This window comes from Collinsella sp. LCP21S3_C7 (assembly GCF_052118485.1).
Lineage (GTDB): Bacteria > Actinomycetota > Coriobacteriia > Coriobacteriales > Coriobacteriaceae > Collinsella.
The window spans coordinates 93,081-115,046 of sequence record NZ_JBQKHC010000002.1 but is presented as its reverse complement, the minus strand read 5'-3'; the positions used below and the strand labels follow the sequence as shown (position 1 = coordinate 115,046).

The following is a 21,966-nucleotide window of genomic DNA, read 5'->3' as shown; positions in this document are numbered from 1 at the left end:
GCGGCCGTTATTTGTCACAGTGCGAGGATCCCAAGGTGCTCAAGTAGGATCTTAAGCCCGATGAGGACGAGTACGACGCCACCTACGATGGTGGCGGGTTTTTCGTAGCGCGCGCCAAAGGTGTGGCCGATCGCTACGCCGGCGACGGAGAAGATGAACGTTGTGACGCCGATAAGTGATACAGAGGGCACGATATCGACCGAGAGCGCGGCAAACGAGATGCCCACGGCGAGCGCGTCAATCGAGGTGGCGATGGCAAGGATTAGGTACTCGCCCAGGTCGATCTTTTCGGCATCCTTGCCGTCGCCTTCGTCCTCATCCTCGTCTTCGGTAAAGGCTTCCCACAGCATCTTGCCGCCGATAAAGGCCAAAAGGATGAAGGCGATCCAATGGTCGATGGGACCGATGATGCCCATGAACTGGCTGCCGAGTGCCCAACCGATTACGGGCATGCCGGCCTGAAAGCCGCCAAAGAACAGGCCGAGCACAACGGCGACTTTAAGGTTGATCTTTTTCATGCCGAGACCCTTGCAGATAGAAACGGCAAAGGCGTCCATCGAAAGGCCAACGGCGAGCAACACGAGCTCTGCGAGTCCCATAGTCTGGCTCCCTCTCTCCGGGCGAACCCGATTACACGACCACTCCCTCATTTATATGAGACCCGATGCTACCACATGAGCAGCCAAAAGAGCCCCGTCCCAAATGAGCTACCTAAGCGGTGTTCGCTCATTCTGTAAGCATCGGAATTTGCGGGCGTCACAGGGGCAAACCGTGAGAAACTTATTGACGTTTATGGAGCGTATACGATGGGAGCGATGCCTTGGATAAGAACGAGCTGCAAAAGCGTATGGAACAGGCCATCCGCCTGACGGCACCTGGTCAGCCGATCCGCACCGCCCTTGACATGATCATCGCCGGTCACCTGGGTGCCCTTATCTGCGTCGGCGACACCGAAAACGTGCTCGCTGCCGGTAACGACGGCTTCCCGCTCAACATTTCGTTTACCTCGAACCGCCTGTTCGAGCTTTCCAAGATGGACGGCGCCATCGTCATCGACGGCGACCTTACCCAGATCCTGCGCGCCAATTTCCACCTCAATCCCGACCCCTCGCTCGCCACGAGCGAGACGGGCATGCGTCACCGTACTGCCGCTCGCATGTCGGTGCTCACCGACGCCATCGTGATCTCGGTCTCGGCCCGTCGTGCCGTCGTCAACGTGTATGTGCACGGCAAGAGCTATGAGATTCAGCCCGTCACCACCATCATGAGCTCGGTCAACCAGCTCGTCGCTACGCTTCAGACCACCCGTCAGTCGCTCGACCGCTCCCTGCTGCGTCTGACGGCCCTCGAGCTGGACGACTACGTCACGCTCGCCGACATCACTGGCATTTTCTCGAGTTTCGAGATCATGCAGCAGGCAAAGACCGAGCTTAAGGATTGCATTGTCAAGCTGGGCAACCAGGGAAAGCTCGTGCAGATGCAGCTCGAGCAGCTCGCCGGCTCCAGCATGGATACCGAGTACGACTTGATGATTCGCGACTACGCAAGCGATTCCTCCGAGGCAAATGCCGAGAAGATCCGTGCCGAGCTTAGCCGTATGACGCCCAAGGACTTGTCCGACCCGCAGCATGTGGCGGCGGTTCTGGGTTACGACGACCTGGACGAGGACTCCGTCATGACGCCGCTGGGCCTGCGCACGCTTTCGCGCGTGTCCGTCGTGCGCGACGGCGTGGCCGAGAAGATCGTCGACGAGTATGGCTCGCTGCAGGAGCTCATGGACGACATCAGCAAGGATCCGGAGCGCCTGGGCGACTTTGGCGTTAACAACCCTGCCATTCTTGCGGACTCCCTGTACCGCATGAAGGGCACCAAACAGGGGAACGCATAATGGCGCCCGTATGCGCCGTGGTCGTTGCCGGTGGCAGCGGCCAGCGCTTTGGTAATCCCGGTGGCAAGCAGCTCGTCAATGTAGCGGGCCGTCCGCTTATGAGCTGGTCCATCCGCGCGTTTGACCGTAGCGATAAGGTCGGCCATATCGTCGTGGTTTGCCCTGCCGAGCGTCGTGCCGAGATGCGCCGCCTGGCCATCAGCCCGTATTCGTATGACACGCCCATCAGCTTCGCCGATGCCGGCGATACTCGCCAGGACTCCACTCGTGCCGGCGTGCATGCGGTGCCGGCAGGCTTTGAATACGTCGCCATTCACGACGGCGCTCGTCCGCTCATTACTACCGAGGCCATCGATCACGCTATCGACGTGCTCGTGAGTGACCGCTCGCTCGACGGTGTCGTGTGTGGCCAGCCCGCGATCGACACGCTCAAGATCGTCGATGGGGACAACATCGTCGAGACGCCGCCACGCGAACTCTATTGGGCCGCGCAGACGCCGCAGATCTTTAGTGTCGACGCCATGAAACGCGCCCATGCCGCGGCGATTGCCGAGGGCTTTATCGGTACGGACGATTCGTCACTGGTCGAGCGCATGGGTGGGCGCGTCCACTGCGTCCAGAGCCCGCGCGACAACCTTAAGGTGACGGTGCCCGAGGACTTGCGTCCCGTAACCGCGATTTTGCTCGGGCGGATGGCCGAGAGAGAGGACCTTCCCCATGTTCAGTAACCTGCGCATTGGCCACGGCTACGACGTCCACCGTTTGGTGGAGGGGCGTCGATGTATCATCGGCGGGGTCGACATTCCCTACGAGCGCGGCCTGCTGGGCCACTCGGATGCCGATGTGCTCGCGCACGCGCTGGCCGACGCTATTCTGGGCGCCTGCCGCGGGGGAGACATTGGCAAGCTGTTCCCCGACACCGACCCCGCCTACGAGGGTGCCGACTCGATGGTGTTGCTTGCCCGCGTAATGGACTATGCGCGCGAGCTGGGCTTTGAGTTTGTCGATGCCGACTGCACCATTGCCTGCCAGCAGCCTAAGATCACCCCGCACCGCGATGCCATGCGTGCCAACTTGGCCCATGCCCTGGGCGTTGACGTCGAAAACGTGGGCGTCGCCGCCACCACGACCGAAAAGCTCGGTTGGGAAGGTCAAGGCGAGGGAATTGGCGCCTGGGCCGTCTGCCTGCTACAGAAAACCGTTAAGGAGTAACGAATGCGTATCTACAACAGCGCTACCCATAAAAAGGAAGAGTTCCAGCCCATCGAGCCCGGCAAGGTCCGTATGTACGTGTGCGGACCCACGGTTTACGACAACATCCACATCGGCAACGCCCGCACGTTCATCAGCTTCGATGTGATTCGACGCTGGCTCATCGCGAGCGGCTACGAGGTCACGTTCGCCCAGAACCTTACCGATGTCGACGACAAGATCATCAAGCGCGCCAACGAACAGGGCCGTACGGCCACCGAGGTCGCGACGGAGTTCTCGGATAAGTTTATTGGCGTCATGCGCGCTGCCAACGTGCTCGATCCCGATGTGCGCCCCCGCGCCACCAAGGAGATCGGCCCCATGATTGCCATGATCAAGGCGCTCATCGAGCAGGGCCACGCTTACGCCGCCGATAACGGCGACGTGTACTTTTCCGTGCGCAGCGATCCCAACTACGGTCAGGTCTCGGGCCGCAACATCGACGACCTTATGGTGGGTGCGCGCATCGAGGAGAACGAGGACAAGAACGACCCGCTCGACTTTGCCCTGTGGAAGGCCGCCAAGCCCGGCGAGCCCAGCTGGCCGAGCCCCTGGGGCGAGGGCCGTCCCGGTTGGCACACCGAGTGCGCCGCCATGGTGCACCGCTACCTGGGTACCCCGATCGACATTCACGGCGGTGGCTCCGACCTTGCCTTCCCGCATCACGAGAACGAGTGCGCCCAGGCTGCCTGCGCCTGGCACCAGGGCTTCTCCAACACCTGGATGCACACGGGCATGCTGCTGGTCGACGGCGAGAAGATGTCCAAGTCGCTTGGTAACTTCTTTACGCTGGCCGAGGTGCTCGAGCAGCACTCCGCTGCCGCTCTGCGCCTGCTGATGCTGCAGACGAGCTATCGCTCGCCGCTCGACTTCTCCTGGGAGCGCCTGGAGGGTGCCGAGAATTCGCTCACGCGTATCGCCGGTACGGTCGAGAACCTGCGCTGGGCCGCGAACCATGCGACGGCCGATGCCGATGAGGCAGCATCTGAGGCGTTTGCCGCCAAGGCTGCCGAGACCCGTGCCGCCTTTAAGGAGTGCATGGACGACGACTTTAACACCGCCGGTGCCATGGGCGCCGTCTTTGGTTTTGTCACCGAGTGCAATCAGTATCTGGAGCAGGCGGGCGACGCTGCCGACAAGGCCGCGGCTCTTGCTGCCGCCGATACGCTGGTCGAGCTGCTCGATACGTTTGGCGTTGAGCTTCCCGAGCCCAAGGTCGAGCTGCCGCTAGGCCTTTTGGGCGTTGCTGCCGGCTTGGTTGCCTACACTGGTGACGACGTGGACGAGGCCGCTGCCAAGATTCTCGAGGCTCGCGCCGAGGCCCGTGCCGCCAAGAACTGGGACTTGGCAGACGCCATCCGCGATCAGCTCAAGGACTTGGGCCTGACGATTGAAGATACCGCCGCCGGCACCCGTATCAAATCCCTCTAACCCCTGCGGGTTTCCCAAGCACCCGACCGCCCGAGCCACGGCACCTTGCCTTTCAATCGTCGGGCATGACCTCAAGGTCTATGCCCTCTTCTTTCAAGGCAATCTGCCGCACCTCGGGCGGTCGGTCTATTTGTTTCGTTTGATAGTTGTATTTAGGAGGCCGTCCTATGGCCGACAATCGCAAGCGTGCGCCTCGTGGCGGCAAGCAGGCCGCTTCTGGCTCGCGTCCGATTCGCCGAAATGACCGCGCTGCCGCTTCCAAGGGCCAGCGCGATCGCACCCAAGCTGCGCGTCCGCAGCGCGATCGCAACCGCGACGCTGTCCAGGCTCCCAAGGGCGAGTTTATCGAAGGCCGTCGTGCTGCCGTCGAGGCCCTGCGCACCGGTTTTCCCATCAAGTGCGCGCTCATTGCCGAGGGCGGGGAGCGCGATGCCGCCCTGTCTCGTCTGGTCGATGACCTCAACGCCGCGGGTGTCCGCATTAAGTATGTGCCGCGCGCGCAGCTCGATGCGCTGTCGAGCCACGGCGCTCACCAGGGCATTGCACTCGAGGTGGGCAACTTCCCTTATGCGGATGTCGCCGATATCCTCGACCGTGCAGGCGAGGGTCCGGCACTTGTCGTGGTGCTCGACCACGTGACCGACGACGGTAACTTTGGCGCTATCGTGCGCTCCGCCGAGGTCGTGGGCGCCGCGGGCGTCATCATCGCCAACAAGCGCGCTGCCGGCGTGACCGTGGGCAGCTATAAGACCTCCGCCGGCGCCGTCATGCATCTGCCTATCGCACAGGTCCCCAATATCGCTCGTGCACTCGACGATCTTAAGGCCGCTGGCTTTTGGGTGGGCGGTGCCTCCGAGCACGCCGAGGGCAGTTGCTGGGATGCTCCCTTCGAGGGCCGCGTGGCGCTTGTCATGGGCTCCGAGGGCGACGGCATCTCGCGCCTGGTACTCGAGAAATGCGACTTTTTGACCAAGCTTCCTCAGCGTGGCATGACCGAGAGCCTCAACGTTGCCCAGGCAACGACGGCACTGTGCTTTGAGTGGCTACGTCGCAATGCCGGCGAGCTCATGGGGGAGGAGTAGCGCATGTCCAAGAAGAACCGCGCCAAGTCTAAGGCCAAGCGCTTTGGCGAAGGCTCGGCCAAGCCGATCGTCTCGGCCGCGACCTACGGCGTGGGCGGCAATGCGTTTGCGCAGGCTATCGCCGACCCGGTCTCCACGGTGCACTCCAATAAGCCCGAGCTGCTGGTGGTCGACGGCTACAACGTGATCCACTGCACGCCGCGCTACGAAAAGCTCGTGTACGACCATTCCGACGATCCGTATTCCAGCGACGTTCACGATATGGCGCGCACCGCCCTTATCAACGACGTCGCCGCCTTTGCCCAGGGCCGCTACGAGGCCGTAATTGTGTTTGACGGTGCAGGCAATATCTCTAGCGAGCGTCCCAACTTGCCGGCTCGCGGCGTGCGCATCGAGTTTTCGCCGACGGGCGTATCGGCCGATACCGTGGTACAAAAGCTCTGCATCGAGGCGCGCGAGGAAGGCCGCGCGTGCTCCGTGGTATCGAGTGACGGCACAATTCAAGCCGTCGTCATGGGCAAGGGCGTTACGCGTATCTCGAGCCGCATGCTGGTGGACGAGATCAAACAGATCGATAACGACGTCCGCGAGGCAGAGGAAGCTCCGCAGATCAAGATGACTCTGGGCAGTCGCCTGAGCCCCGATGCCCTGGCCAAGCTCAAGGCCCTGCGCGGGAGGTAGGTAAACCTTCTATGGGGAGCTGCTTTCTCGATTGATCAACCAACTGGTTTGTAATCAATGGGTTGCGGCTTGGCATCGCCAAAACGAATAGTTTTTGGTTCTGGCGAACAGATAAAACTATTCGTTCTGACGAATAGTTTTGAGATGTGGTCGGTCAAAGGGCCTGTTGCGCCTTGTCCGCAATTCCTTTATTCTTAATTGGCTTCGCGCGAAAGCGCCAAGTGTGCCAGTGTGGCGCAACGGTAGCGCAACTGATTTGTAATCAGTGGGTTGCGGGTTCGATTCCTGTCACTGGCTCCATGAGAGTTTCGGGCTCTGTTCCCTAGTGGGACAGGGCCCGTTTCTTGTGGGCAGCTAGATTCGACTGCCCGCCGTCAGTTTAAAAGCTTTCAGGTACAAGATTCCCCCGATAACGTACATGCAGGCATCAAGCGGATCTGGGGTACTAAACTCGAGCGCCATGGGCGCAAGTACTTCCCAGCAGATTGAGCATCCCACCGATAATGCCAAGCTACTTGCAAAGTTGCATATCGGCGTTTTCCCGCTCACCGTTTCGCAGAGGACGTTTACGTAGGCGGGAAAAATGATTCCTCCGCACAGATCTCCGAGCTGATAATGGGCGAAGTCGTAGGGGAGGAAAAAGTCGAAGCTCGCAATGTATCTGTTAACGAGATACACGATGCCGGCAAGCAGCGGCAGAAGATTTGCGCTGGAAATAAGCGCAGATCTGAATCGTTTAGCCACAGACCGCAAACATAGTCAGGCCAAGGCAAATGCCCAAAGCAATGATGATGATCTGGCTGCAGCCGTTACCCGAAGGGACCATGACACTCTCTTTCTCGATACATTAGTAAATTAAAGTATGCCACAGCCAGCAGCGTATTTGTTGAGCAACAACCCGTGGCCGCCGGCACGCTTTCGGTTTGTATCGCCTAAAACGTCAGTCGAATGACCGGGTGCTCGCCGTGATAACTCTTGACAATAGCGCTGGCGTTATCGACAGCCACGAGATTCCTGAGCCTATTGGGGAATCCGCCCGCAATGAGGGCAAATACGACGGCGATGGCAAGGGCACAGTACGCGACCAAGCGTGCCTTCTTGCGAAATTCCCCAAGCTGATCGACCTTATCTCAGTAAAACATTCTGGCGATGATTAGTTGCTTGTGGAGTGTCGCACATGCGGAGGTAGAGGGTGAGGCGTCTCGGCGACGTTGCGTATGGGTGCACCTGCAACGGTATGTGATTCCGCCCAGTTAACCCTCCAGCCCACAATAACCAAGCACTGCTTGGTCGTTTGATATGGCCCCACAAAAGAGAATGGGATCAACAAGGTCAGCGAAACGGAATCGTTGGCATCAGGTCTACGGAAAGGAAAAAGACCATGATTTACCCTCTTTGCGACATTGCCGGCAGGGACAGGGAAACAGATAAGCCGATCGTCAGTACTTGTGTCATGGATATGCAGATGCAGCTACTACGCTACTTTCGCGATTATGGCTTGGATAACGATCCGGATTGGCGCGAGTCCCTCGATACCATTCTCGAGTCTCAACGAGAAGACGGTTGTTTTCCTCTGAGCAGCTATTGCCATATGCCCAGTGATGCACGTGTCGATTTTCTCTATCGACCTACGTACGCTTGCTGCCAGATCATGATGCGAGCCCTATTGGGTGGAAAGCTATCGGACGAGCAGGAGCAACGCGTCAAAACTGCCCTGTCTCGCGGTCTTGCTTTTTCCTGCGGGCGTGGTCTTAATGGTCACGGTATCGAAGATCTTGAGCGCCAGTGCGAGGATGTTGCCGATTTTGGCCATGCGGGGATTACGGAAATAGCCGAGCGTTATCCCATGCTGTGCCCCGAGTTTTTCTCTCTCATTAACAAAATTGGAGACGCATACGTTGAGCGAATCGCCAACGGGGATGTGATTTACTACTTTGGATCAAATCTTGCACAGAAGATTTTGACGGCGGCAGAGTCCCTGGGCCGGACCAATCTGTCGCTCGACAAAATCCAGCGCTATCTTGAGGTGGACTCGAAGAGAAAAAATCGATAGGTTAAAGATTAGAAAGGCGGGCGCCGCCAATGCTGCTTGGACAGTTCATAAAAAGAAACATGCCAGATGCGGCCGAGCTCAACGATATGATTTCCCGTCCAGGCGAGGGATATGCTATTAGCCAGATGGCGGTAGCGCCCGTCGATACGGGGAGCTTGCGTATGCACATCAAAGCATATGCAAATGGACCCGATGGTCCATATTTGGAGGGACGCCTTGCTCTCTACCATCAGGTGCACGAGCTTTTTGCGCTGCTTGCGGCCGAGCCGCCCAACAAAGGCATGAAGGGCTACGAGCTCAAGGATTCCTTTATTGGCGGTGAAGAGGCAGACCTGATTATGCTCACCGTTTCCCACGAAGAGCGCTCGCAGGAAGACATCGCCTATAACGTTTTGCTGTGTAGCAAGAACGCGGTGGGGGAGCGCCGTGCCAGGATTCGCGATGGCGTGCGTATCGGCGGCATGTGCGTAGCCGAGGAGTTTGGGTATCGCGGCGAATTCAGGTCCTCGGTGCACCCGCTGGCGCTGCCGCTCAATTTGAGCGAGGTCTATGTGCTTATGGATGCGCTGGCTGCCTATGAGCGCGGATGCAGCCGGTTTGATCCCCATGGTAGGACGGCTCGGCGTATTGCAGGCATGATCAAGCGCGAGCTGAGCGGTTACGCTAAGGAGAAACTTGGTTCGCGTTTGGAGGGGATGGGCTTTGCTCAACTGGAGGAGGTCGACCCCATGTTTGTTCCTGATATTCCAGGGGATAAAGTGCCTGAGGGCAGATCTTCGCAGGTTGCCAATTGGCTCTTATATGAAAAGGCTGGTCGCTGGGCGCGTGTGTGTCTCGCGGGTGGCGGGAGCGTGCAAGGGATTATCTTGCCGCGAGCTGAGCTTGGCCGCTTCTTTGCGAGTCGTCCACAAGCGGCGAGGGATGGTGCGGCCCAAGCGGATTCACGACCCAAGTGTGTTGTCTGGCGAAGCGATGATGACTACGACGTTATCGATTGGGCAGATGTCGTGGATGTAAGGCGAGAATAGATAAATGTCTCGATCTGTAACACGAAGGGGCGGAAAACCGTTCTAACTGTTACAGAATGAGACGTAAGCTAGGGTCTCTGCGAAACATCTCGATCTGTAACAAATAGGGAAGGAAAACCGTTCTTGCTGTTACAGATTTAGATAAACGGGAGACCGCCAGGAAAACATCTCGATCTGTAACAAATAGGGGAGAAAATGTTCTCTAAATGTTACAGATCGAGACAAAGGCCGGACCGGTCCCAGTCATCCTGGTTGAGCGAGGATATTCGGACGCACGAGGATCGTTATCGAAAGTCGATACCGCAAGGGTACTCCACCACACCAAAGTGTTCCCTCGGGAAATGTCGCCAGCGCAGCCAAATCCGCCGTCCTTCATATCTAAATTCAGCAAAACCGCAGGTCAAAGGTATATAGATACGCCCGGTACCGTGTATTTAGAGGTTTTCGTTGACAGCCCCCAAGGTTGCATCGTATTATCTTTTTCGTTCGCGGGGGCGGAGGCCCAAAAGACCAAAGAACCTGCGGATACTTGAACGATTGGGAGTTTGCCCGAGTGGTTAATGGGGACGGGCTGTAAACCCGTTGGCTCTGCCTACATAGGTTCGAATCCTATAGCTCCCACCCGTCAAGTGCCTGTATAGCTCAGTCGGTAGAGCACTTCGTTGGTAACGAAGAGGTCACCAGTTCAAGTCTGGTTGCAGGCTCCATCCGGCGGTGTAGCTCAGTTGGTTAGAGCACACGGTTCATACCCGTGGCGTCACTGGTTCGAATCCAGTCACCGCTACCATAGGTAACACGGTGGCTTCTCAATAGTATGTTGAGAGGCCACTATGGTATAAAGGCATAGTCCCGTCCGGGGACGACCTGTTTAGAGGAGGGCTTTATGGCCAAAGAGAAGTTTGAGCGCACTAAGCCGCATGTTAACATCGGCACCATTGGTCACGTTGACCACGGCAAGACCACGCTGACCGCTGCCATCACCAAGGTTCTCTCCGAGACCGAGGGCTGCAAGGCTGACTTCACTGCGTTCGAGAACATCGACAAGGCTCCCGAGGAGCGCGAGCGCGGCATTACGATCTCCGTCTCCCACGTCGAGTACGAGACTGCTGCCCGTCACTACGCTCACGTTGACTGCCCGGGCCACGCTGACTACGTCAAGAACATGATCTCCGGTGCTGCTCAGATGGACGGCGCTATCCTGGTCATCGCCGCTACCGACGGCCCCATGGCTCAGACCCGCGAGCACATCCTGCTCGCCCGTCAGGTCGGCGTTCCCTACATCGTCGTCTTCCTGAACAAGTGCGACATGGTCGACGATGACGAGCTCATCGACCTCGTCGAGATGGAGACCCGTGAGCTCCTTTCCGAGTACGAATTCCCCGGCGACGACATCCCCGTCATCCGTGGTTCCGCTCTGGGCGCTCTCGAGGGCGACGCCAAGTGGATGGACGCCATTCGCGAGCTCATGTCTGCCGTCGACGAGTACATCCCGACGCCTGCTCGTGACAACGACCTCCCGTTCCTGATGGCCGTTGAGGACGTTATGACCATCTCCGGCCGTGGTACCGTTGCTACCGGCCGTGTCGAGCGCGGTGAGCTCAAGCTCAACGAGCCCGTCGAGATCGTCGGCATCAAGGATACCCAGAACACCGTCGTTACCGGTATCGAGATGTTCCGTAAGTCCATGGACTTCTGCGAGGCTGGCGACAACGTCGGTCTGCTGCTCCGCGGCATCAAGCGCGAGGACATCGAGCGCGGCCAGGTTCTCTGCAAGCCCGGTTCGGTTACCCCGCACACCAAGTTCACCGGTGAGATCTACGTTCTGACCAAGGAGGAGGGCGGCCGTCACACCCCGTTCTTCGATGGTTATCGTCCTCAGTTCTACTTCCGTACCACCGACGTTACCGGTACGGTCAAGCTCCCCGAGGGCACCGAGATGGCTATGCCTGGTGACCACATCACCATCGAGGGCGACCTCATTCATCCGATCGCTATGGAGGAGGGTCTGCGCTTCGCTATCCGCGAGGGTGGCCACACCGTCGGTTCGGGCATCGTCTCCACGATCATTGAGTAAATTAGCTCTCTGATACAGCTGACTTAGAGAACCCGGCACTTATATGGGTGCCGGGTTCTTTTCTACGTGGGTCTTTTTGCCTGATGATTACGCTTAGCTCGCTCTTAAGTTGAGCGTGAGGAATCGATTAGATCTCGTTGGCTCCATTGATGTGTTCCAAATATGAATGGATCTACCGAGAACCAATTGATTCGAGGTTTTCGTTGACAGCACTTACGTAGAGCTGATAAAGTACCAACTCGTGCCCGTACGGGGCGGATATGAAAGGTTCAGGATACATGCGTACTCTAGTTACTCTTGCGTGCACTGAGTGCAAGCGCCGCAACTATACGACCACTAAGAACAAGGCGAACATGCCTGATCGTATGGAGATCAAGAAGTATTGCCCCTGGTGCCGTCACCACACGCTGCACAAAGAGACTCGCTAGTCTCTAGTCACATACGCCAGTAGTTCAATTGGTAGAGCATCGGTCTCCAAAACCGAGTGTTGAGGGTTCGAGTCCTTCCTGGCGTGCCAGTCATTATTCCGTAAGCTCCCATTTGGGGGCTTACGGTTTACTCATGTATAAGCGCATTGCGCGGAGGTAACCCAAATGGCCAACAAGAAGAACAAGAAGAAGGCACAGCAGCAGGCGCCTGCCAACAAAGCTGCCGCCAACTCCAAGGTTGAGGCCAAGAAGGCCGTTGCCAAGAAGAGCGAGAAGGCTGCGAAGTCCAAGAAGAACGAGAAGCCCGGTTTCTTCGCCCGCACCAAGAAGTATTTTGCTTCGGTGAAGTCCGAGATGAAGCGTGTCACGTGGCCCGATAAGAAGGAGCTCGTGAACTACTCGGTCGTCGTTTGCGCTTCTCTGATCGTCGTCGGCGTCGTCATCGCTCTGCTCGATGCTGGCTTTGGCGAGGCTCTTGCTCTGTTCTCTGGATTGAGGGGCTAAACCATGTCTAAGCGTTGGTACGTCGTCCACACTTACTCTGGATACGAGAACCGCGTTAAGTCCGATCTCGAGCATCGCATCGAGACCATGGGCATGCAGGATCGTATCTTTGATATTGAGATTCCTATGGAGCGCGTCACCGAGATCAAAGAGGGTGGCAAGCGCGAGACCAAGGATTCTAAGATCTTCCCGGGTTATGTCCTGGTTCGCATGGAGATGGATGACGATGCATGGACGTGTGTTCGCAACACGCCCGGCGTCACCGGTTTCCTGGGCGGCAACGGCAAGCCCGCTCCGCTTTCCCGCGACGAGTACAATAAGATGACTCGTCGTCCCGGTAAGGGCGATTCGCCCAAGCGTACGTCGGTTGATATTGAGGTCGGTACGTCCGTCCGCGTCACCGATGGCCCGCTTACCGACTTTGATGGCAAGGTCTCCGAGGTTAACGCCGAGGCAGGCAAGCTCAAGGTCACGCTGATGATCTTTGGCCGCGAGACGCCGGTCGAGCTTGACTTTAACCAGGTCGCTGTCATCGCTTAAGTTTTCGTCCGTTCGCGCGAGCGTGCTTCTTCTGTGACTGCTCATCTCAGGAGTGCTTCTAACACGTGCGTGCTTACGATATAGCAAGTACTTCACACTCGTGATTCGAAAGGAATGACCATGGCTGAGAAGAAGGTTGCCAACGTCATTAAGCTCCAGATTCCTGCTGGTGCCGCTAACCCCGCTCCTCCCGTCGGCCCCGCCCTGGGCGCTGCTGGCGTGAACATCATGCAGTTCTGCCAGGCCTTTAACGCCGAGACGCAGGACAAGAAGGGCGACATTATCCCCGTTGAGATCTCTGTCTACGAGGATAAGTCCTTCTCCTTCATCACCAAGACTCCGCCGGCGGCTCACCTCATCAAGAAGGAGCTGAACCTCAAGTCTGGTTCCGCTAAGCCCCAGGCCGAAAAGGTTGGCCAGCTCTCTCAGGAGCAGCTCACCAAGATCGCCGAGATCAAGATGCCGGACCTCAATGCCAACGACATTGACGCCGCCAAGAAGATCATCGCCGGTACCGCCCGTTCCATGGGCGTCACCATCGCTGAGTAGCGTTTTTCTAGGTAACGACGGGTGCTCCGACCGGGGCGCCCGTTAAATGTGTGCAATAGGGCACACGATACGATGTGGGAGGGCTCACGCCCGTTTAACCACAGGAGGTAATGCACATGGCTAAGCATGGTAAGAGCTATAACGCCGCTGCCGAGAAGGTCGACCGCGCCACGCTCTACACCCCCCTTCAGGCTGCCAAGCTCATCAAGGAGCTCGACACCGCCAAGTTCGACGAGACCGTCGAGGCCCACTTCCGTCTGGGCATCGATACTCGTAAGGCTGACCAGAACATCCGTGGTTCCATCTCCCTGCCCCACGGCACCGGCAAGACCGTTCGTGTTGCCGTCTTCGCCGAGGGCGAGAAGGCCCGTGAGGCCGAGGCTGCCGGCGCCGATATCATCGGTTCCGACGAGCTCGTCGCCCAGATTCAGAAGGGCGAGATCAACTTCGACGCCGCTATCGCTACGCCGAACATGATGGCCAAGGTTGGCCGCATCGGTAAGATCCTTGGTCCCCGTGGCCTCATGCCGAACCCCAAGCTCGGCACCGTGACCATGGACGTCGCCAAGATGGTCTCCGAGCTCAAGGCCGGCCGCGTTGAGTATCGCGCCGACCGTTATGGCATCTGCCACGTGCCCCTGGGCAAGAAGTCCTTCTCTGAGCAGCAGCTCGTTGAGAACTACGCTGCCCTGTACACCGAGATCCTGCGCGTCAAGCCCTCTTCTGCTAAGGGCAAGTACGTCAAGTCCATCTCTGTGTCTTCCACCATGGGCCCTGGCGTCAAGGTCGATCCCGCTGTCCAGCGTGACTTCCTGGCTGAGTAACTTCTAGTTACTGCCTGAGCAAAGCAAGCATTGCTAAAGGAACCCGGTTCTGTCTCGTGCAGGACCGGGCTCCTTGCTATTTCGGGCCAAAACCAACGCGAAGGGGTCAGCGTCCCCTTTGTGGTGGTTACCAGGGGGTTCTGGCGGTTGAGGACTCGATTGCCTCGTGGCGCTTGAGTTCGCGGCGCATGGTTTGCGAATTGAGCCAGGCTGCCTGCCATCCACGGATGGGGTAGCGCGCTTCGTCCAGCTCAAACTGCGTATAGCCGCAGGCGTTGATAATCGTCGTCCCGCATGCGTGCTGGCGTTCGCGTTGAAAGTCGCGAACATAGCATTGGTGCACATGCCCGTGCACCATGTAGTCGGGATTCCATGTCTCGAGCGCTGTGTTAAAGCATCCGAATCCCCGATGCGGCAGATCGTCCAGATCGCCCATGCCGGCGGCGGGCGCATGGGTGAGCAAGATGTCGCAGCCGCCGACCATCCTCACTTTGCGGGACAGCTTACGCATGCGCTTGGCCATCTCGCGCTCGGTGTACATGTTAGCGCCATCTCGATAGCGCATGGAGCCGCCAAGCCCCGCAATGCGGACGCCGCGATACACGTATACGGTGTCTTCGACACAGATGCAGCCGCCCGGTGCATGACGCGCGTAGCGGTCATCGTGATTGCCACGCACGTAGATGAGCGGTCTGTTGATGACCGTAACCAAAAACTCAAGATAGTCCGGGTCCAGATCGCCAGCGGACAAAATTAGGTCGACACCCTCAAAGCGTTCCTTGCGAAAGCACTCCCACAGGCATCGCTCTTCGGTATCGGCTATGGCAAGGATTTTCATAGAGCACGGACCTTCGGCTCATCGTCGGGCTGCGGAATGGTACCCACCACGTTGTCTGCCAGCCAGTCCATCTCGACGATTTGCGTGCTCGGCAGTGGGGGAAAGCCCTCAATCTGCACCACGCCGTCTTGGCTATGGAGCTCGCCGCCAAATGGATTGATGGAGCCCTCGACGATGCCATTGCGGAGGAGCTGAACAAGCTTGCGCGTCTGATAGGGCAGACCCGGAGCGTAGCGAATATCGATAACGCCCGAGCTCATGCCATACCAGTAGTTGACGGCGCGAACCTGGCTGTCGTCACTGGTTTCATCCCAGGTGCCATGCAGTAGACTTCGCACGATAAGCTCGTAGTATCGGCCCCAGTTCCATACCGGCATGGCAATGCCGGTAACCTTGCCATCGACCAGGCGGTGGAGTCCGTAGGCCGTGGGGTCTTCGAGCGACTTTGACATATCGGCGCCGGTCATGACGCTCACGCCTTCGCGGCACATGGCCTCGGCAAGGCCTCCGGCGGGCACATCGCCCCAGGTTAGGATAATTTGCGCACGGGGGTCGAGCAGCGAGGCGCCAATCGCAAAGGCGTTGATCTCGCTGAGTGCACCCGAGGCGAAGACCGACGCGTGGTAACCGATGCGGTGGTTGTCCGCCATGCTGGCGGCAAGGGCGCCCAGGAGAAACTTTGCTTCGTACATCTTGCCAAAGTACGAACGGACGCTTTGGTGAGGAAGGCCGATGGAGCAGTTAAGGAACCGAACCCGGGGATATTCAACGGCAGCCCTGAGCGTGTATTCCATCAGGCGGTGCGAGGTCGAGAAGATGACGTTTGCTCCATGTTTGACAGCCGTTTCCACGGCGGCGTAGAACACGTCCGGATCGTGACAGTCCTCAAACGCCTCGGTGCGCACGATACCTCCAAAGTGCTCATCGAGATACTGACGCCCTTGGTCGTGCAGGCTGTCCCAGCTCGACGTCGCACAGGTGAATTCATGGATAAAGGCGATGCGCAGGGGGTTGGCCGCCGAATAGACGGTCTTGCCCATAAAGAAGTTGAGCATGCCGGAGGTGGACTTGGCGGGCAACTCCTCCTCATCGACGTTCGGCGCTTCGACAAGATCGACCTTGTCCTCGTCACTTTTCCCGGCAATGACCAGCTCGCGCCAAATCTTGCACAGGCGGTTTACGACGATATCCGTCGGCGTATCCAGCAGGCGGTCCTGGTTGTACACATTGAGGTAGACGAGCATGGCGTCGGCGGGCGTAATGTCCAGGTGGTCGCCGCCCGCGCGAAGGTAGGCGCGCTTAAAGAGTAGGAAGGTGTGGCGCAGGTAGTCGACCTTTTTCTGGGGCCATTTTTCGATAAGGTTCTGACCGAGCATCTTGGCGAGCGTTTCGTAGCTTCCTTCGCGCGAGAACTCGATCTCGTATAGGGGGCAGACACGCCAAAACGCGCAGAACTCGCCGTACAGGCGACTTTCGACGGAATCCCATTTGCCGGGGTAGAGGCGGGTGACCTTGGCCGAAACCGTCGGGGCGTCCAGGAATTTGAGGACGCTGACGCGCTTGTTGCCCTCCTGGACATAGAACCGATGCATGAACTCGGTGACGATGATGGGGTCGCGATAGCCCTCGGTTACCTGAATGTCGTAGAGGTTGGACCACTTGCGGGCGAACTCGGTGCTAAACGGCAGCAGGGGCATAAAGTTGCATGAAAAGGCGGACTGACGGCCCTTGGTAACCGTGCCGACAACCATTTCGAGCGGAATATCCCGCAGGCCGACATTCTCTCGCTGACCTAGGGGGAGCTGGGCAACCAAACTGTCGAGGTCCGTAAGGTATGGATGCTCGCTTTGGCTAATGGCGCGTCGACGTCCTTGCTCGCCGCGCTTGCGTGCTTGACGGTAGGCCTCTTCCATAGTTTGCTCCCTTAGTCGTTTAAACAACTGTATGAACTATGGTACCACGAATGAAAACCTCCCATTTCCCGATGTCAAAGAAATGGGAGGCAGTTCACTGTCCCCTTTGCGGTGCTTTAGGCGATGATGGGAGCGATAGCGCGGATGCAGGCGTCGGCAGCGGTGAGTGTGGTGCTGTCGTCACTGACGATAAAGATGATCTTGCCCTTGATGCCAAAGTCGCCGATTTCGCTAAAGAGCACGTAGGGCTCCTGGTCAAAGCCCGAGATGGGAAGCACGGCGGCCTTGGTGGCGCTGGTCAGCTCGTCTGCCAGCGCGTCAAGGGAAGCCCATTTAGACGTGTCCTTTACGGCAACGGGCACGGCCACGCGCGCAAAGGGCATCAGATGCACGAGCGTGTCCTTGGAGATGTTGGAGTTGGGCACAATGATGGTCTGCCCGTAGGCATCCTCGATGGTCGTGTGGCGCCAGGTGATGTCCTGTACCACGCCCGACACGCCGCCGACCTCGATATTGTCGCCGGGCTTGATGATGCCCATAAAGGTCACCTGCATGCCGCCGATAAGGTTCGACAGCGTGTCCTGAAAGCCGAGCGAGATGGCAATGCCGCCGACGCCAAGAGCGGCGACGAGCGCGTTTGCGTTAATGCCAAAGCAGTTGTCGAGGATAAAACTGCCGCCGATCATCCAGATGACGGCGCGCGCAATGTTGATGAAGATACTCGATGCCGGAAGCGGGTTATCGTCGCGGTTGAGCAGGTGACGCAGCGTCTTGGAAACGACTTTGGCGGCGACGGCGGTGCCTATCGCCAAGATACCAGCCCAGATGATGTTGTGGACCCACCGCTGCTCAAAGAAATGAAGAATCGGCTCAAACAATTCCATGTAGGGAAAACCTCCTCAAGATCGTTCAACCATGATACCCACCAAAAAGCCCGTCCGATCACAACGGACGGGCTTTTGCGCTCGATATAAGGTTTGTACGGCGGGGCTGCAAGGCCCGGCGGTGTAGCTTAGCGGCGGCGCTTCCAGATAATGCCGACCATGATGACGATGATGCCGCCGATGAGGCATGCACCGACCACGGTCAGCGTACGGTCTCCCGTTGCGGCAAGCTTACCGGCCGTCTTCTTGGTGGCGATCTGCGTGGTCGTCGTGCCGGGGTTGGATGAGGGCTCAGGCGTTGGGGTCGGACGGGGTGCGGGGCTCTCGGCGGAGCCAAAGCTGATGGTGCCCGCGAGCGAGGCCATCTTGTTCTCCCAGTCGTCCTGCCCGATCAGTGCCCTCAGTGCTGCCTCGCACGTACTCCACTCGGCGCACTTCTTAGCTTTTGCAAAGGTGGGAAAGTCGGCCGTGTTGGTAATGATGTAGTTGTTGGTGGCGACGGCGTAGTTCTTGGCGGGGTCGAGCGCGCTGCCATCCTTGGTGAGTGTGGCGCTCACAATGCGCTTGCCTTCGGGCTGCGTCCAATCAATCGTCACGTTAATGCCGCCAAAGGAGAGAACGCTGCCAGAGTCATCGCGCCACTTGTACTTGTCTTGCGCCTCTTGCTCGGTATGGCCGGCTGCCACGTAGGCTTGCTGAAGCTCGTAGCTGTGATTGCAATCGTCGCTGATCTGCAGTGAGTGCTCAAGCGCTGCGAGGAAGTTTGCACCGGTCATGGTCCAGGTCTCCACGGTGTTGCCATAAGGCGAGATGGCGATGACGTTGCCGGCGGTCACATCGCCCGCCGCGATGCCGCCGCGGATGCCGCCCGCGTTTTCGATGGCGAGGTCTGCCCCCGTCAGGGCAAGATAAGAGCCGCAGATCACATGCCCGATGGTCTGGGCCTTGGTGGTGTCGCTCGCTTTGCTGGGACGCAAATCGGTGGTGCGCACCATCTCCCAGCCATGCGTACCCGCGGCGTCTTCGCCGTAGAAATAGTCAGTGGCGGATGTGCCGATCACTTTGTTCGACTCGATTTTAAAGGCGTCGTCGAGTGGCTTGATTTTGTTATTGCGAACCTCATCGAGTTGACTCTGGTAGAAGGCGCCCTTGTCGGGGTCTGCCAAAAGGTCGTTGACGTTCTTGGCGGTGTAGAGCTTCTCGTCACTGTCGTCTGCGGGGATCGTGACCGTGTCATCGTCGGTCGTCACGGTGCCATTCGTGTCGTACTTGTACGGAATGGAAAGCAGACCGACCTCGGCAAAGGCGCTGCCCGCCTCGACGACGCGGACCGGCTTGCCGTCGGCCCCCGTCACGTTTTCGTCTAAGTTGATGTGCTCGTGGCCCGCGACCAGTGCATCGACCCCAACGAGCTTTGCAGCAAAGGCCTTGGCGTTGAGCGTGTGCGCGATGCAGACGATAACGTTGCAGCCCTCATCCTCGCGCAGTCGCTTAGCCTCGGCATTGATGGCGGCTGCCGCATCCGAGAACGACGTGTCCTGGACAAGGCTCTCGCGCAGTGAGAATCCCAGCGACTCATCCATGGCACCCACGACGCCGACCTTGATTTTGTAGTCGAATGTGGAGTGGTCTTCGCTGTCCTCCCAGGTACGGTCGAGCGTCTTGGTGATGCTCGAGCTCCATACGCCGCTCGTAGACTTCGCGTTTGCGCAGAGCATGGCGAAGGGCGTGCCGGTGGTGCTGTAGCCGGTCATGGTGCGGAGCTTGTCCGCGCCGTAGCTCCAGTCGTGGTTGCCCGGCGTGGTCGCGTCGTAGCCGTTCGCATAAAAGGTGTCCATGAGCTCGGCGATGCTTTTGCCCTCGCTCATAGTGGCGAAGGACTGCCCGTGGAAGGTATCGCCCGCATCGAGCAAAAGATCGGGGGCACTGCCTTGAGCGCTATAGAGAACTGCCAGTCCGTCAAAGCCGACAGTGCCGGTACCCTTGCTTGCGTTGTAGCTGTACTTGTAGCTGCCGTGGATATCATTGGTGTGCATGACGGCCACGGAGCCGTCAATAGCGGCGGGCAGGTTCCCCGCGAAAGCGAGGCTTGGGATGCCTGTGAGCGCGCCGGCAAACAACGCGGCAGCCAACGCAAGGCGGGGGAGTCTTTTCATGGCGGTCTCCTTACTCTTTAACAAAAACCGCCGCAAAGGTGTCTGTCCCTTTGCGGCGGTTTTGACGTCTGCGCAGATAAAACCTGCCAAAATAAACCTGTCCCTTTTTGGTAGGTTTAGCTCAGCAGCATGCGGTCGTTGGCGAGCTCGCCGCCCGAGACTTCCTCGAACTTCTGAAGCAAGTCGGCCACGGTGAGCGATTTCTTCTCATCGCCCGCCACGTCGTAGATTACGTGGCCCTCGTGCATCATGATCAGGCGATTGCCCAGACGGATAGCGTCGTTCATGTTATGCGTGACCATGAGCGTGGTCAGGTGGTTCTCGTCGACGATCTCCTCGGTCAGATTGAGCACCTTAGAGGCCGTCTTGGGGTCGAGTGCCGCGGTATGCTCGTCGAGCAGCAGCAGGCGCGGCTTGGTGAGCGTGGCCATGAGCAGGGTGAGTGCCTGGCGCTGGCCGCCCGAGAGCAGGCCGACCTTGGCGTTGAGGCGCGTGTCCAGACCAAGGTCCAGGCGTTTGAGCAGCTTGACGTACTCGTCCTTCTCGGCCTTGGTGACGCCCCACGAAAGGCCGCGACGCTGGCCGCGACGCTTGGCGAGTGCCAGGTTCTCGGCAATTTGCATGTCGGCTGCGGTGCCGCGCATGGGGTCCTGGAACACGCGGCCCAGGTACTTGGCACGCTGCGACTCGCTCAGACGCGAGATGTCGGTGCCGTCGAGCTCGATAACGCCCGAATCGAGCGGATACACGCCGGCGATCATGTTGAGCAGCGTGGACTTGCCGGCGCCGTTGCCGCCAATCACGGTTACAAAGTCGCCATCGTTGAGGGTAAGGTCGACGCCGGTAAGAGCGCGCTTTTCGGTGACGGTGCCCTTGTTAAAGGTCTTCTTGACGTGCGAGAGCTTAAGCATCTGCCTCATCCCCCTTCGTGTAGGAGCTGCGGAGCTTATAGCGCTCCCAAACTACGGGCACGCATAGGGCCACGGCGACAATCACGGCGGAGAGCAGCTTCATGTCGTTGGCGTCCATGCCCAGCTGCAGCACGATGGCGCGGATGAGGAAGTACACCACGGAGCCAAAGACGGCGGAGGCAAGACGGACGCTAAACTGCGTGAGACCGCCGGGCAGCAGGCGGCCGAGCACCTCGCCGATAACAATGGCGGCGAGACCGATAACGATGGCGCCGGTGCCCATGCCAATGTCGGCGTACTTCTGGCTCTGGCAGATGAGCGCGCCCGAAAGGCCAATGAGGGCGTTGGAGAGCACGAGGGCGATCATCTTAGTGGAGTTGGTGTTGACGCCCAGGGCACGGATCATGTACTCGTTGTTGCCGGTGGCGCGCAGCGCCGAGCCGATCTCGGTGCCAAAGAACCAATACAGGATGGCAACGATAGCCACGGCGAGCAAGATGCCCAGGATGATGGCAACGGTGGACTGCGGCAGGCCCGTCATATTGCTGACGGCCGAGAACACGGTGCCCTTGGCAAGGATGGGCGTGTTGGATTTGCCCATGATGCGCAGGTTGATGGACCACAGGCTGATCTGGGTGAGGATTCCGGCGAGGATCGCGGGAATCTCAAAGACGGTGGTCAGAATGCCCGTGACCGCGCCCGCAATGGCGCCGGCGCACATGCCGGCCAAAACGGCGAGCAACGGGTCGGCATTGTTGTTGACGATGAGCACGGCGCAGACGCAGCCGCCGAGGGCAAAGCTGCCGTCGCAGGTCATATCGGGGATGTCGAGCAGGCGGAACGTGATAAACACGCCAAGCACCATAATGCCCCAGAGGACACCCTGCGAAACGGCGCCCTGCAATGCAATGAGCATGCTTCATACCTCCTA

Annotated in this window: 22 protein-coding genes and 5 tRNA genes; 19 read left to right on the top strand and 8 right to left on the bottom strand. The window is 58.7% G+C overall.

Going from position 1 to position 21,966, the window contains the following annotated elements:
• Positions 1 to 14: 14 nt before the first annotated feature.
• On the bottom strand, positions 15 to 599 hold the full coding sequence (locus ACTQ1E_RS01850) for a manganese efflux pump MntP (RefSeq protein WP_154514774.1): 585 nt from the start codon (positions 597 to 599) through the stop codon (positions 15 to 17).
• A 248-nt stretch (positions 600 to 847) separates the two neighbouring features.
• Here ACTQ1E_RS01850 and disA point away from each other — a divergent pair, with 248 nt between their 5' ends.
• The 7 genes from disA to ACTQ1E_RS01815 all read left to right on the top strand — a co-directional run bounded on the left by disA (position 848) and on the right by ACTQ1E_RS01815 (position 6,633).
• Complete coding sequence (gene disA, locus ACTQ1E_RS01845; RefSeq protein WP_370450554.1) at positions 848 to 1,888, top strand: DNA integrity scanning diadenylate cyclase DisA; 1,041 nt, start codon at positions 848 to 850, stop codon at positions 1,886 to 1,888.
• Positions 1,888 to 2,616 (top strand): 2-C-methyl-D-erythritol 4-phosphate cytidylyltransferase, encoded by a 729-nt coding sequence (gene ispD / locus ACTQ1E_RS01840; protein ID WP_441564464.1) that lies wholly within the window; start codon positions 1,888 to 1,890, stop codon positions 2,614 to 2,616. Before disA ends, ispD begins: the two co-directional genes overlap by 1 nt.
• Positions 2,606 to 3,100 (top strand): 2-C-methyl-D-erythritol 2,4-cyclodiphosphate synthase, encoded by a 495-nt coding sequence (ispF, locus tag ACTQ1E_RS01835; RefSeq protein WP_006234975.1) that lies wholly within the window; start codon positions 2,606 to 2,608, stop codon positions 3,098 to 3,100. The genes ispD and ispF overlap by 11 nt, the downstream gene beginning before the upstream one ends.
• Before the next feature lie 3 nt (positions 3,101 to 3,103).
• Positions 3,104 to 4,570: a cysteine--tRNA ligase gene (gene cysS / locus ACTQ1E_RS01830; RefSeq protein ID WP_441564463.1), complete on the top strand. Its 1,467-nt coding sequence runs from the start codon at positions 3,104 to 3,106 to the stop codon at positions 4,568 to 4,570.
• Between the two features lie 167 nt (positions 4,571 to 4,737).
• Positions 4,738 to 5,652: a 23S rRNA (guanosine(2251)-2'-O)-methyltransferase RlmB gene (gene rlmB / locus ACTQ1E_RS01825; RefSeq protein WP_427796169.1), complete on the top strand. Its 915-nt coding sequence runs from the start codon at positions 4,738 to 4,740 to the stop codon at positions 5,650 to 5,652.
• Positions 5,653 to 5,655: 3 nt separating this feature from the next.
• Complete coding sequence (locus tag ACTQ1E_RS01820; protein ID WP_427718358.1) at positions 5,656 to 6,333, top strand: NYN domain-containing protein; 678 nt, start codon at positions 5,656 to 5,658, stop codon at positions 6,331 to 6,333.
• 225 nt (positions 6,334 to 6,558) lie between these two features.
• Positions 6,559 to 6,633 (top strand) — tRNA-Thr (locus ACTQ1E_RS01815).
• A gap of 632 nt (positions 6,634 to 7,265) precedes the next feature.
• Here ACTQ1E_RS01815 and ACTQ1E_RS01810 read toward each other — a convergent pair.
• Complete coding sequence (locus ACTQ1E_RS01810; protein ID WP_441564462.1) at positions 7,266 to 7,421, bottom strand: hypothetical protein; 156 nt, start codon at positions 7,419 to 7,421, stop codon at positions 7,266 to 7,268.
• 293 nt (positions 7,422 to 7,714) lie between these two features.
• On the opposite strand from ACTQ1E_RS01810, the gene ACTQ1E_RS01805 reads away from it, so the two are divergent.
• The 12 genes from ACTQ1E_RS01805 (at position 7,715) to rplA (ending at position 14,333) form a co-directional block, all read left to right on the top strand.
• A complete protein-coding gene (locus ACTQ1E_RS01805; protein WP_441564461.1) occupies positions 7,715 to 8,386 on the top strand; it encodes a hypothetical protein in 672 nt (223 codons plus the stop codon).
• A gap of 161 nt (positions 8,387 to 8,547) precedes the next feature.
• Positions 8,548 to 9,414 carry a hypothetical protein gene (locus tag ACTQ1E_RS01800; RefSeq protein ID WP_441547186.1) on the top strand — a complete coding sequence of 289 codons (867 nt, stop codon included), beginning with the start codon at positions 8,548 to 8,550 and terminating at the stop codon, positions 9,412 to 9,414.
• 539 nt (positions 9,415 to 9,953) lie between these two features.
• Positions 9,954 to 10,035 (top strand) — tRNA-Tyr (locus ACTQ1E_RS01795).
• A gap of 10 nt (positions 10,036 to 10,045) precedes the next feature.
• Positions 10,046 to 10,121 (top strand) — tRNA-Thr (locus tag ACTQ1E_RS01790).
• 3 nt (positions 10,122 to 10,124) lie between these two features.
• Positions 10,125 to 10,201, top strand: a tRNA-Met gene (locus ACTQ1E_RS01785).
• 96 nt (positions 10,202 to 10,297) lie between these two features.
• Positions 10,298 to 11,488 (top strand): elongation factor Tu, encoded by a 1,191-nt coding sequence (gene tuf / locus ACTQ1E_RS01780; RefSeq protein WP_154514756.1) that lies wholly within the window; start codon positions 10,298 to 10,300, stop codon positions 11,486 to 11,488.
• 260 nt (positions 11,489 to 11,748) lie between these two features.
• Positions 11,749 to 11,916 carry a 50S ribosomal protein L33 gene (gene rpmG / locus ACTQ1E_RS01775; RefSeq protein ID WP_427795067.1) on the top strand — a complete coding sequence of 56 codons (168 nt, stop codon included), beginning with the start codon at positions 11,749 to 11,751 and terminating at the stop codon, positions 11,914 to 11,916.
• 13 nt (positions 11,917 to 11,929) lie between these two features.
• Positions 11,930 to 12,005: transfer RNA gene (locus ACTQ1E_RS01770), tRNA-Trp, on the top strand.
• Positions 12,006 to 12,081: 76 nt separating this feature from the next.
• Positions 12,082 to 12,420: a preprotein translocase subunit SecE gene (secE, locus tag ACTQ1E_RS01765; protein WP_154514754.1), complete on the top strand. Its 339-nt coding sequence runs from the start codon at positions 12,082 to 12,084 to the stop codon at positions 12,418 to 12,420.
• Between the two features lie 3 nt (positions 12,421 to 12,423).
• Positions 12,424 to 12,960 (top strand): transcription termination/antitermination protein NusG, encoded by a 537-nt coding sequence (nusG, locus tag ACTQ1E_RS01760; protein ID WP_427718370.1) that lies wholly within the window; start codon positions 12,424 to 12,426, stop codon positions 12,958 to 12,960.
• A 120-nt stretch (positions 12,961 to 13,080) separates the two neighbouring features.
• A complete protein-coding gene (gene rplK, locus ACTQ1E_RS01755; RefSeq protein ID WP_441564460.1) occupies positions 13,081 to 13,509 on the top strand; it encodes a 50S ribosomal protein L11 in 429 nt (142 codons plus the stop codon).
• Between the two features lie 116 nt (positions 13,510 to 13,625).
• Positions 13,626 to 14,333 (top strand): 50S ribosomal protein L1, encoded by a 708-nt coding sequence (gene rplA, locus ACTQ1E_RS01750; RefSeq protein ID WP_154514750.1) that lies wholly within the window; start codon positions 13,626 to 13,628, stop codon positions 14,331 to 14,333.
• A 127-nt stretch (positions 14,334 to 14,460) separates the two neighbouring features.
• On the opposite strand, the gene ACTQ1E_RS01745 is transcribed toward rplA, so the two are convergent.
• The 6 genes from ACTQ1E_RS01745 to ACTQ1E_RS01720 form a co-directional block, all read right to left on the bottom strand.
• A complete protein-coding gene (locus ACTQ1E_RS01745) occupies positions 14,461 to 15,171 on the bottom strand; it encodes a metallophosphoesterase family protein (protein WP_441564459.1) in 711 nt (236 codons plus the stop codon).
• On the bottom strand, positions 15,168 to 17,084 hold the full coding sequence (locus ACTQ1E_RS01740) for a BMP family ABC transporter substrate-binding protein (protein WP_427793567.1): 1,917 nt from the start codon (positions 17,082 to 17,084) through the stop codon (positions 15,168 to 15,170). The genes ACTQ1E_RS01745 and ACTQ1E_RS01740 overlap by 4 nt, the downstream gene beginning before the upstream one ends.
• Before the next feature lie 116 nt (positions 17,085 to 17,200).
• A complete protein-coding gene (locus ACTQ1E_RS01735; protein WP_441564458.1) occupies positions 17,201 to 17,968 on the bottom strand; it encodes a mechanosensitive ion channel family protein in 768 nt (255 codons plus the stop codon).
• 128 nt (positions 17,969 to 18,096) lie between these two features.
• Positions 18,097 to 20,124: a bifunctional metallophosphatase/5'-nucleotidase gene (locus ACTQ1E_RS01730; protein ID WP_441564457.1), complete on the bottom strand. Its 2,028-nt coding sequence runs from the start codon at positions 20,122 to 20,124 to the stop codon at positions 18,097 to 18,099.
• Positions 20,125 to 20,240: 116 nt separating this feature from the next.
• Positions 20,241 to 21,035 (bottom strand): ABC transporter ATP-binding protein, encoded by a 795-nt coding sequence (locus ACTQ1E_RS01725; RefSeq protein WP_117839998.1) that lies wholly within the window; start codon positions 21,033 to 21,035, stop codon positions 20,241 to 20,243.
• On the bottom strand, positions 21,028 to 21,951 hold the full coding sequence (locus ACTQ1E_RS01720) for an ABC transporter permease (protein WP_427718394.1): 924 nt from the start codon (positions 21,949 to 21,951) through the stop codon (positions 21,028 to 21,030). Before ACTQ1E_RS01720 ends, ACTQ1E_RS01725 begins: the two co-directional genes overlap by 8 nt.
• Positions 21,952 to 21,966: the final 15 nt, after the last annotated feature.

Coding starts and splice junctions, on each gene's coding strand:
- cysS (WP_441564463.1), top strand. CDS start 3,104: ATGCGTATCTACAACAGCGCTACCCATAAAAAGGAAGAGTTCCAGCCC.
- ACTQ1E_RS01745 (WP_441564459.1), bottom strand. CDS start 15,171: ATGAAAATCCTTGCCATAGCCGATACCGAAGAGCGATGCCTGTGGGAG.
- ACTQ1E_RS01730 (WP_441564457.1), bottom strand. CDS start 20,124: ATGAAAAGACTCCCCCGCCTTGCGTTGGCTGCCGCGTTGTTTGCCGGC.
- ACTQ1E_RS01725 (WP_117839998.1), bottom strand. CDS start 21,035: ATGCTTAAGCTCTCGCACGTCAAGAAGACCTTTAACAAGGGCACCGTC.
- ACTQ1E_RS01800 (WP_441547186.1), top strand. CDS start 8,548: ATGCACATCAAAGCATATGCAAATGGACCCGATGGTCCATATTTGGAG.
- rplA (WP_154514750.1), top strand. CDS start 13,626: ATGGCTAAGCATGGTAAGAGCTATAACGCCGCTGCCGAGAAGGTCGAC.
- ACTQ1E_RS01850 (WP_154514774.1), bottom strand. CDS start 599: ATGGGACTCGCAGAGCTCGTGTTGCTCGCCGTTGGCCTTTCGATGGAC.
- rlmB (WP_427796169.1), top strand. CDS start 4,738: ATGGCCGACAATCGCAAGCGTGCGCCTCGTGGCGGCAAGCAGGCCGCT.
- disA (WP_370450554.1), top strand. CDS start 848: ATGGAACAGGCCATCCGCCTGACGGCACCTGGTCAGCCGATCCGCACC.
- ACTQ1E_RS01735 (WP_441564458.1), bottom strand. CDS start 17,968: ATGGAATTGTTTGAGCCGATTCTTCATTTCTTTGAGCAGCGGTGGGTC.
- tuf (WP_154514756.1), top strand. CDS start 10,298: ATGGCCAAAGAGAAGTTTGAGCGCACTAAGCCGCATGTTAACATCGGC.
- nusG (WP_427718370.1), top strand. CDS start 12,424: ATGTCTAAGCGTTGGTACGTCGTCCACACTTACTCTGGATACGAGAAC.
- ACTQ1E_RS01820 (WP_427718358.1), top strand. CDS start 5,656: ATGTCCAAGAAGAACCGCGCCAAGTCTAAGGCCAAGCGCTTTGGCGAA.
- ACTQ1E_RS01740 (WP_427793567.1), bottom strand. CDS start 17,084: ATGGAAGAGGCCTACCGTCAAGCACGCAAGCGCGGCGAGCAAGGACGT.
- ACTQ1E_RS01720 (WP_427718394.1), bottom strand. CDS start 21,951: ATGCTCATTGCATTGCAGGGCGCCGTTTCGCAGGGTGTCCTCTGGGGC.
- rplK (WP_441564460.1), top strand. CDS start 13,081: ATGGCTGAGAAGAAGGTTGCCAACGTCATTAAGCTCCAGATTCCTGCT.
- rpmG (WP_427795067.1), top strand. CDS start 11,749: ATGAAAGGTTCAGGATACATGCGTACTCTAGTTACTCTTGCGTGCACT.
- secE (WP_154514754.1), top strand. CDS start 12,082: ATGGCCAACAAGAAGAACAAGAAGAAGGCACAGCAGCAGGCGCCTGCC.
- ispD (WP_441564464.1), top strand. CDS start 1,888: ATGGCGCCCGTATGCGCCGTGGTCGTTGCCGGTGGCAGCGGCCAGCGC.
- ispF (WP_006234975.1), top strand. CDS start 2,606: ATGTTCAGTAACCTGCGCATTGGCCACGGCTACGACGTCCACCGTTTG.
- ACTQ1E_RS01805 (WP_441564461.1), top strand. CDS start 7,715: ATGATTTACCCTCTTTGCGACATTGCCGGCAGGGACAGGGAAACAGAT.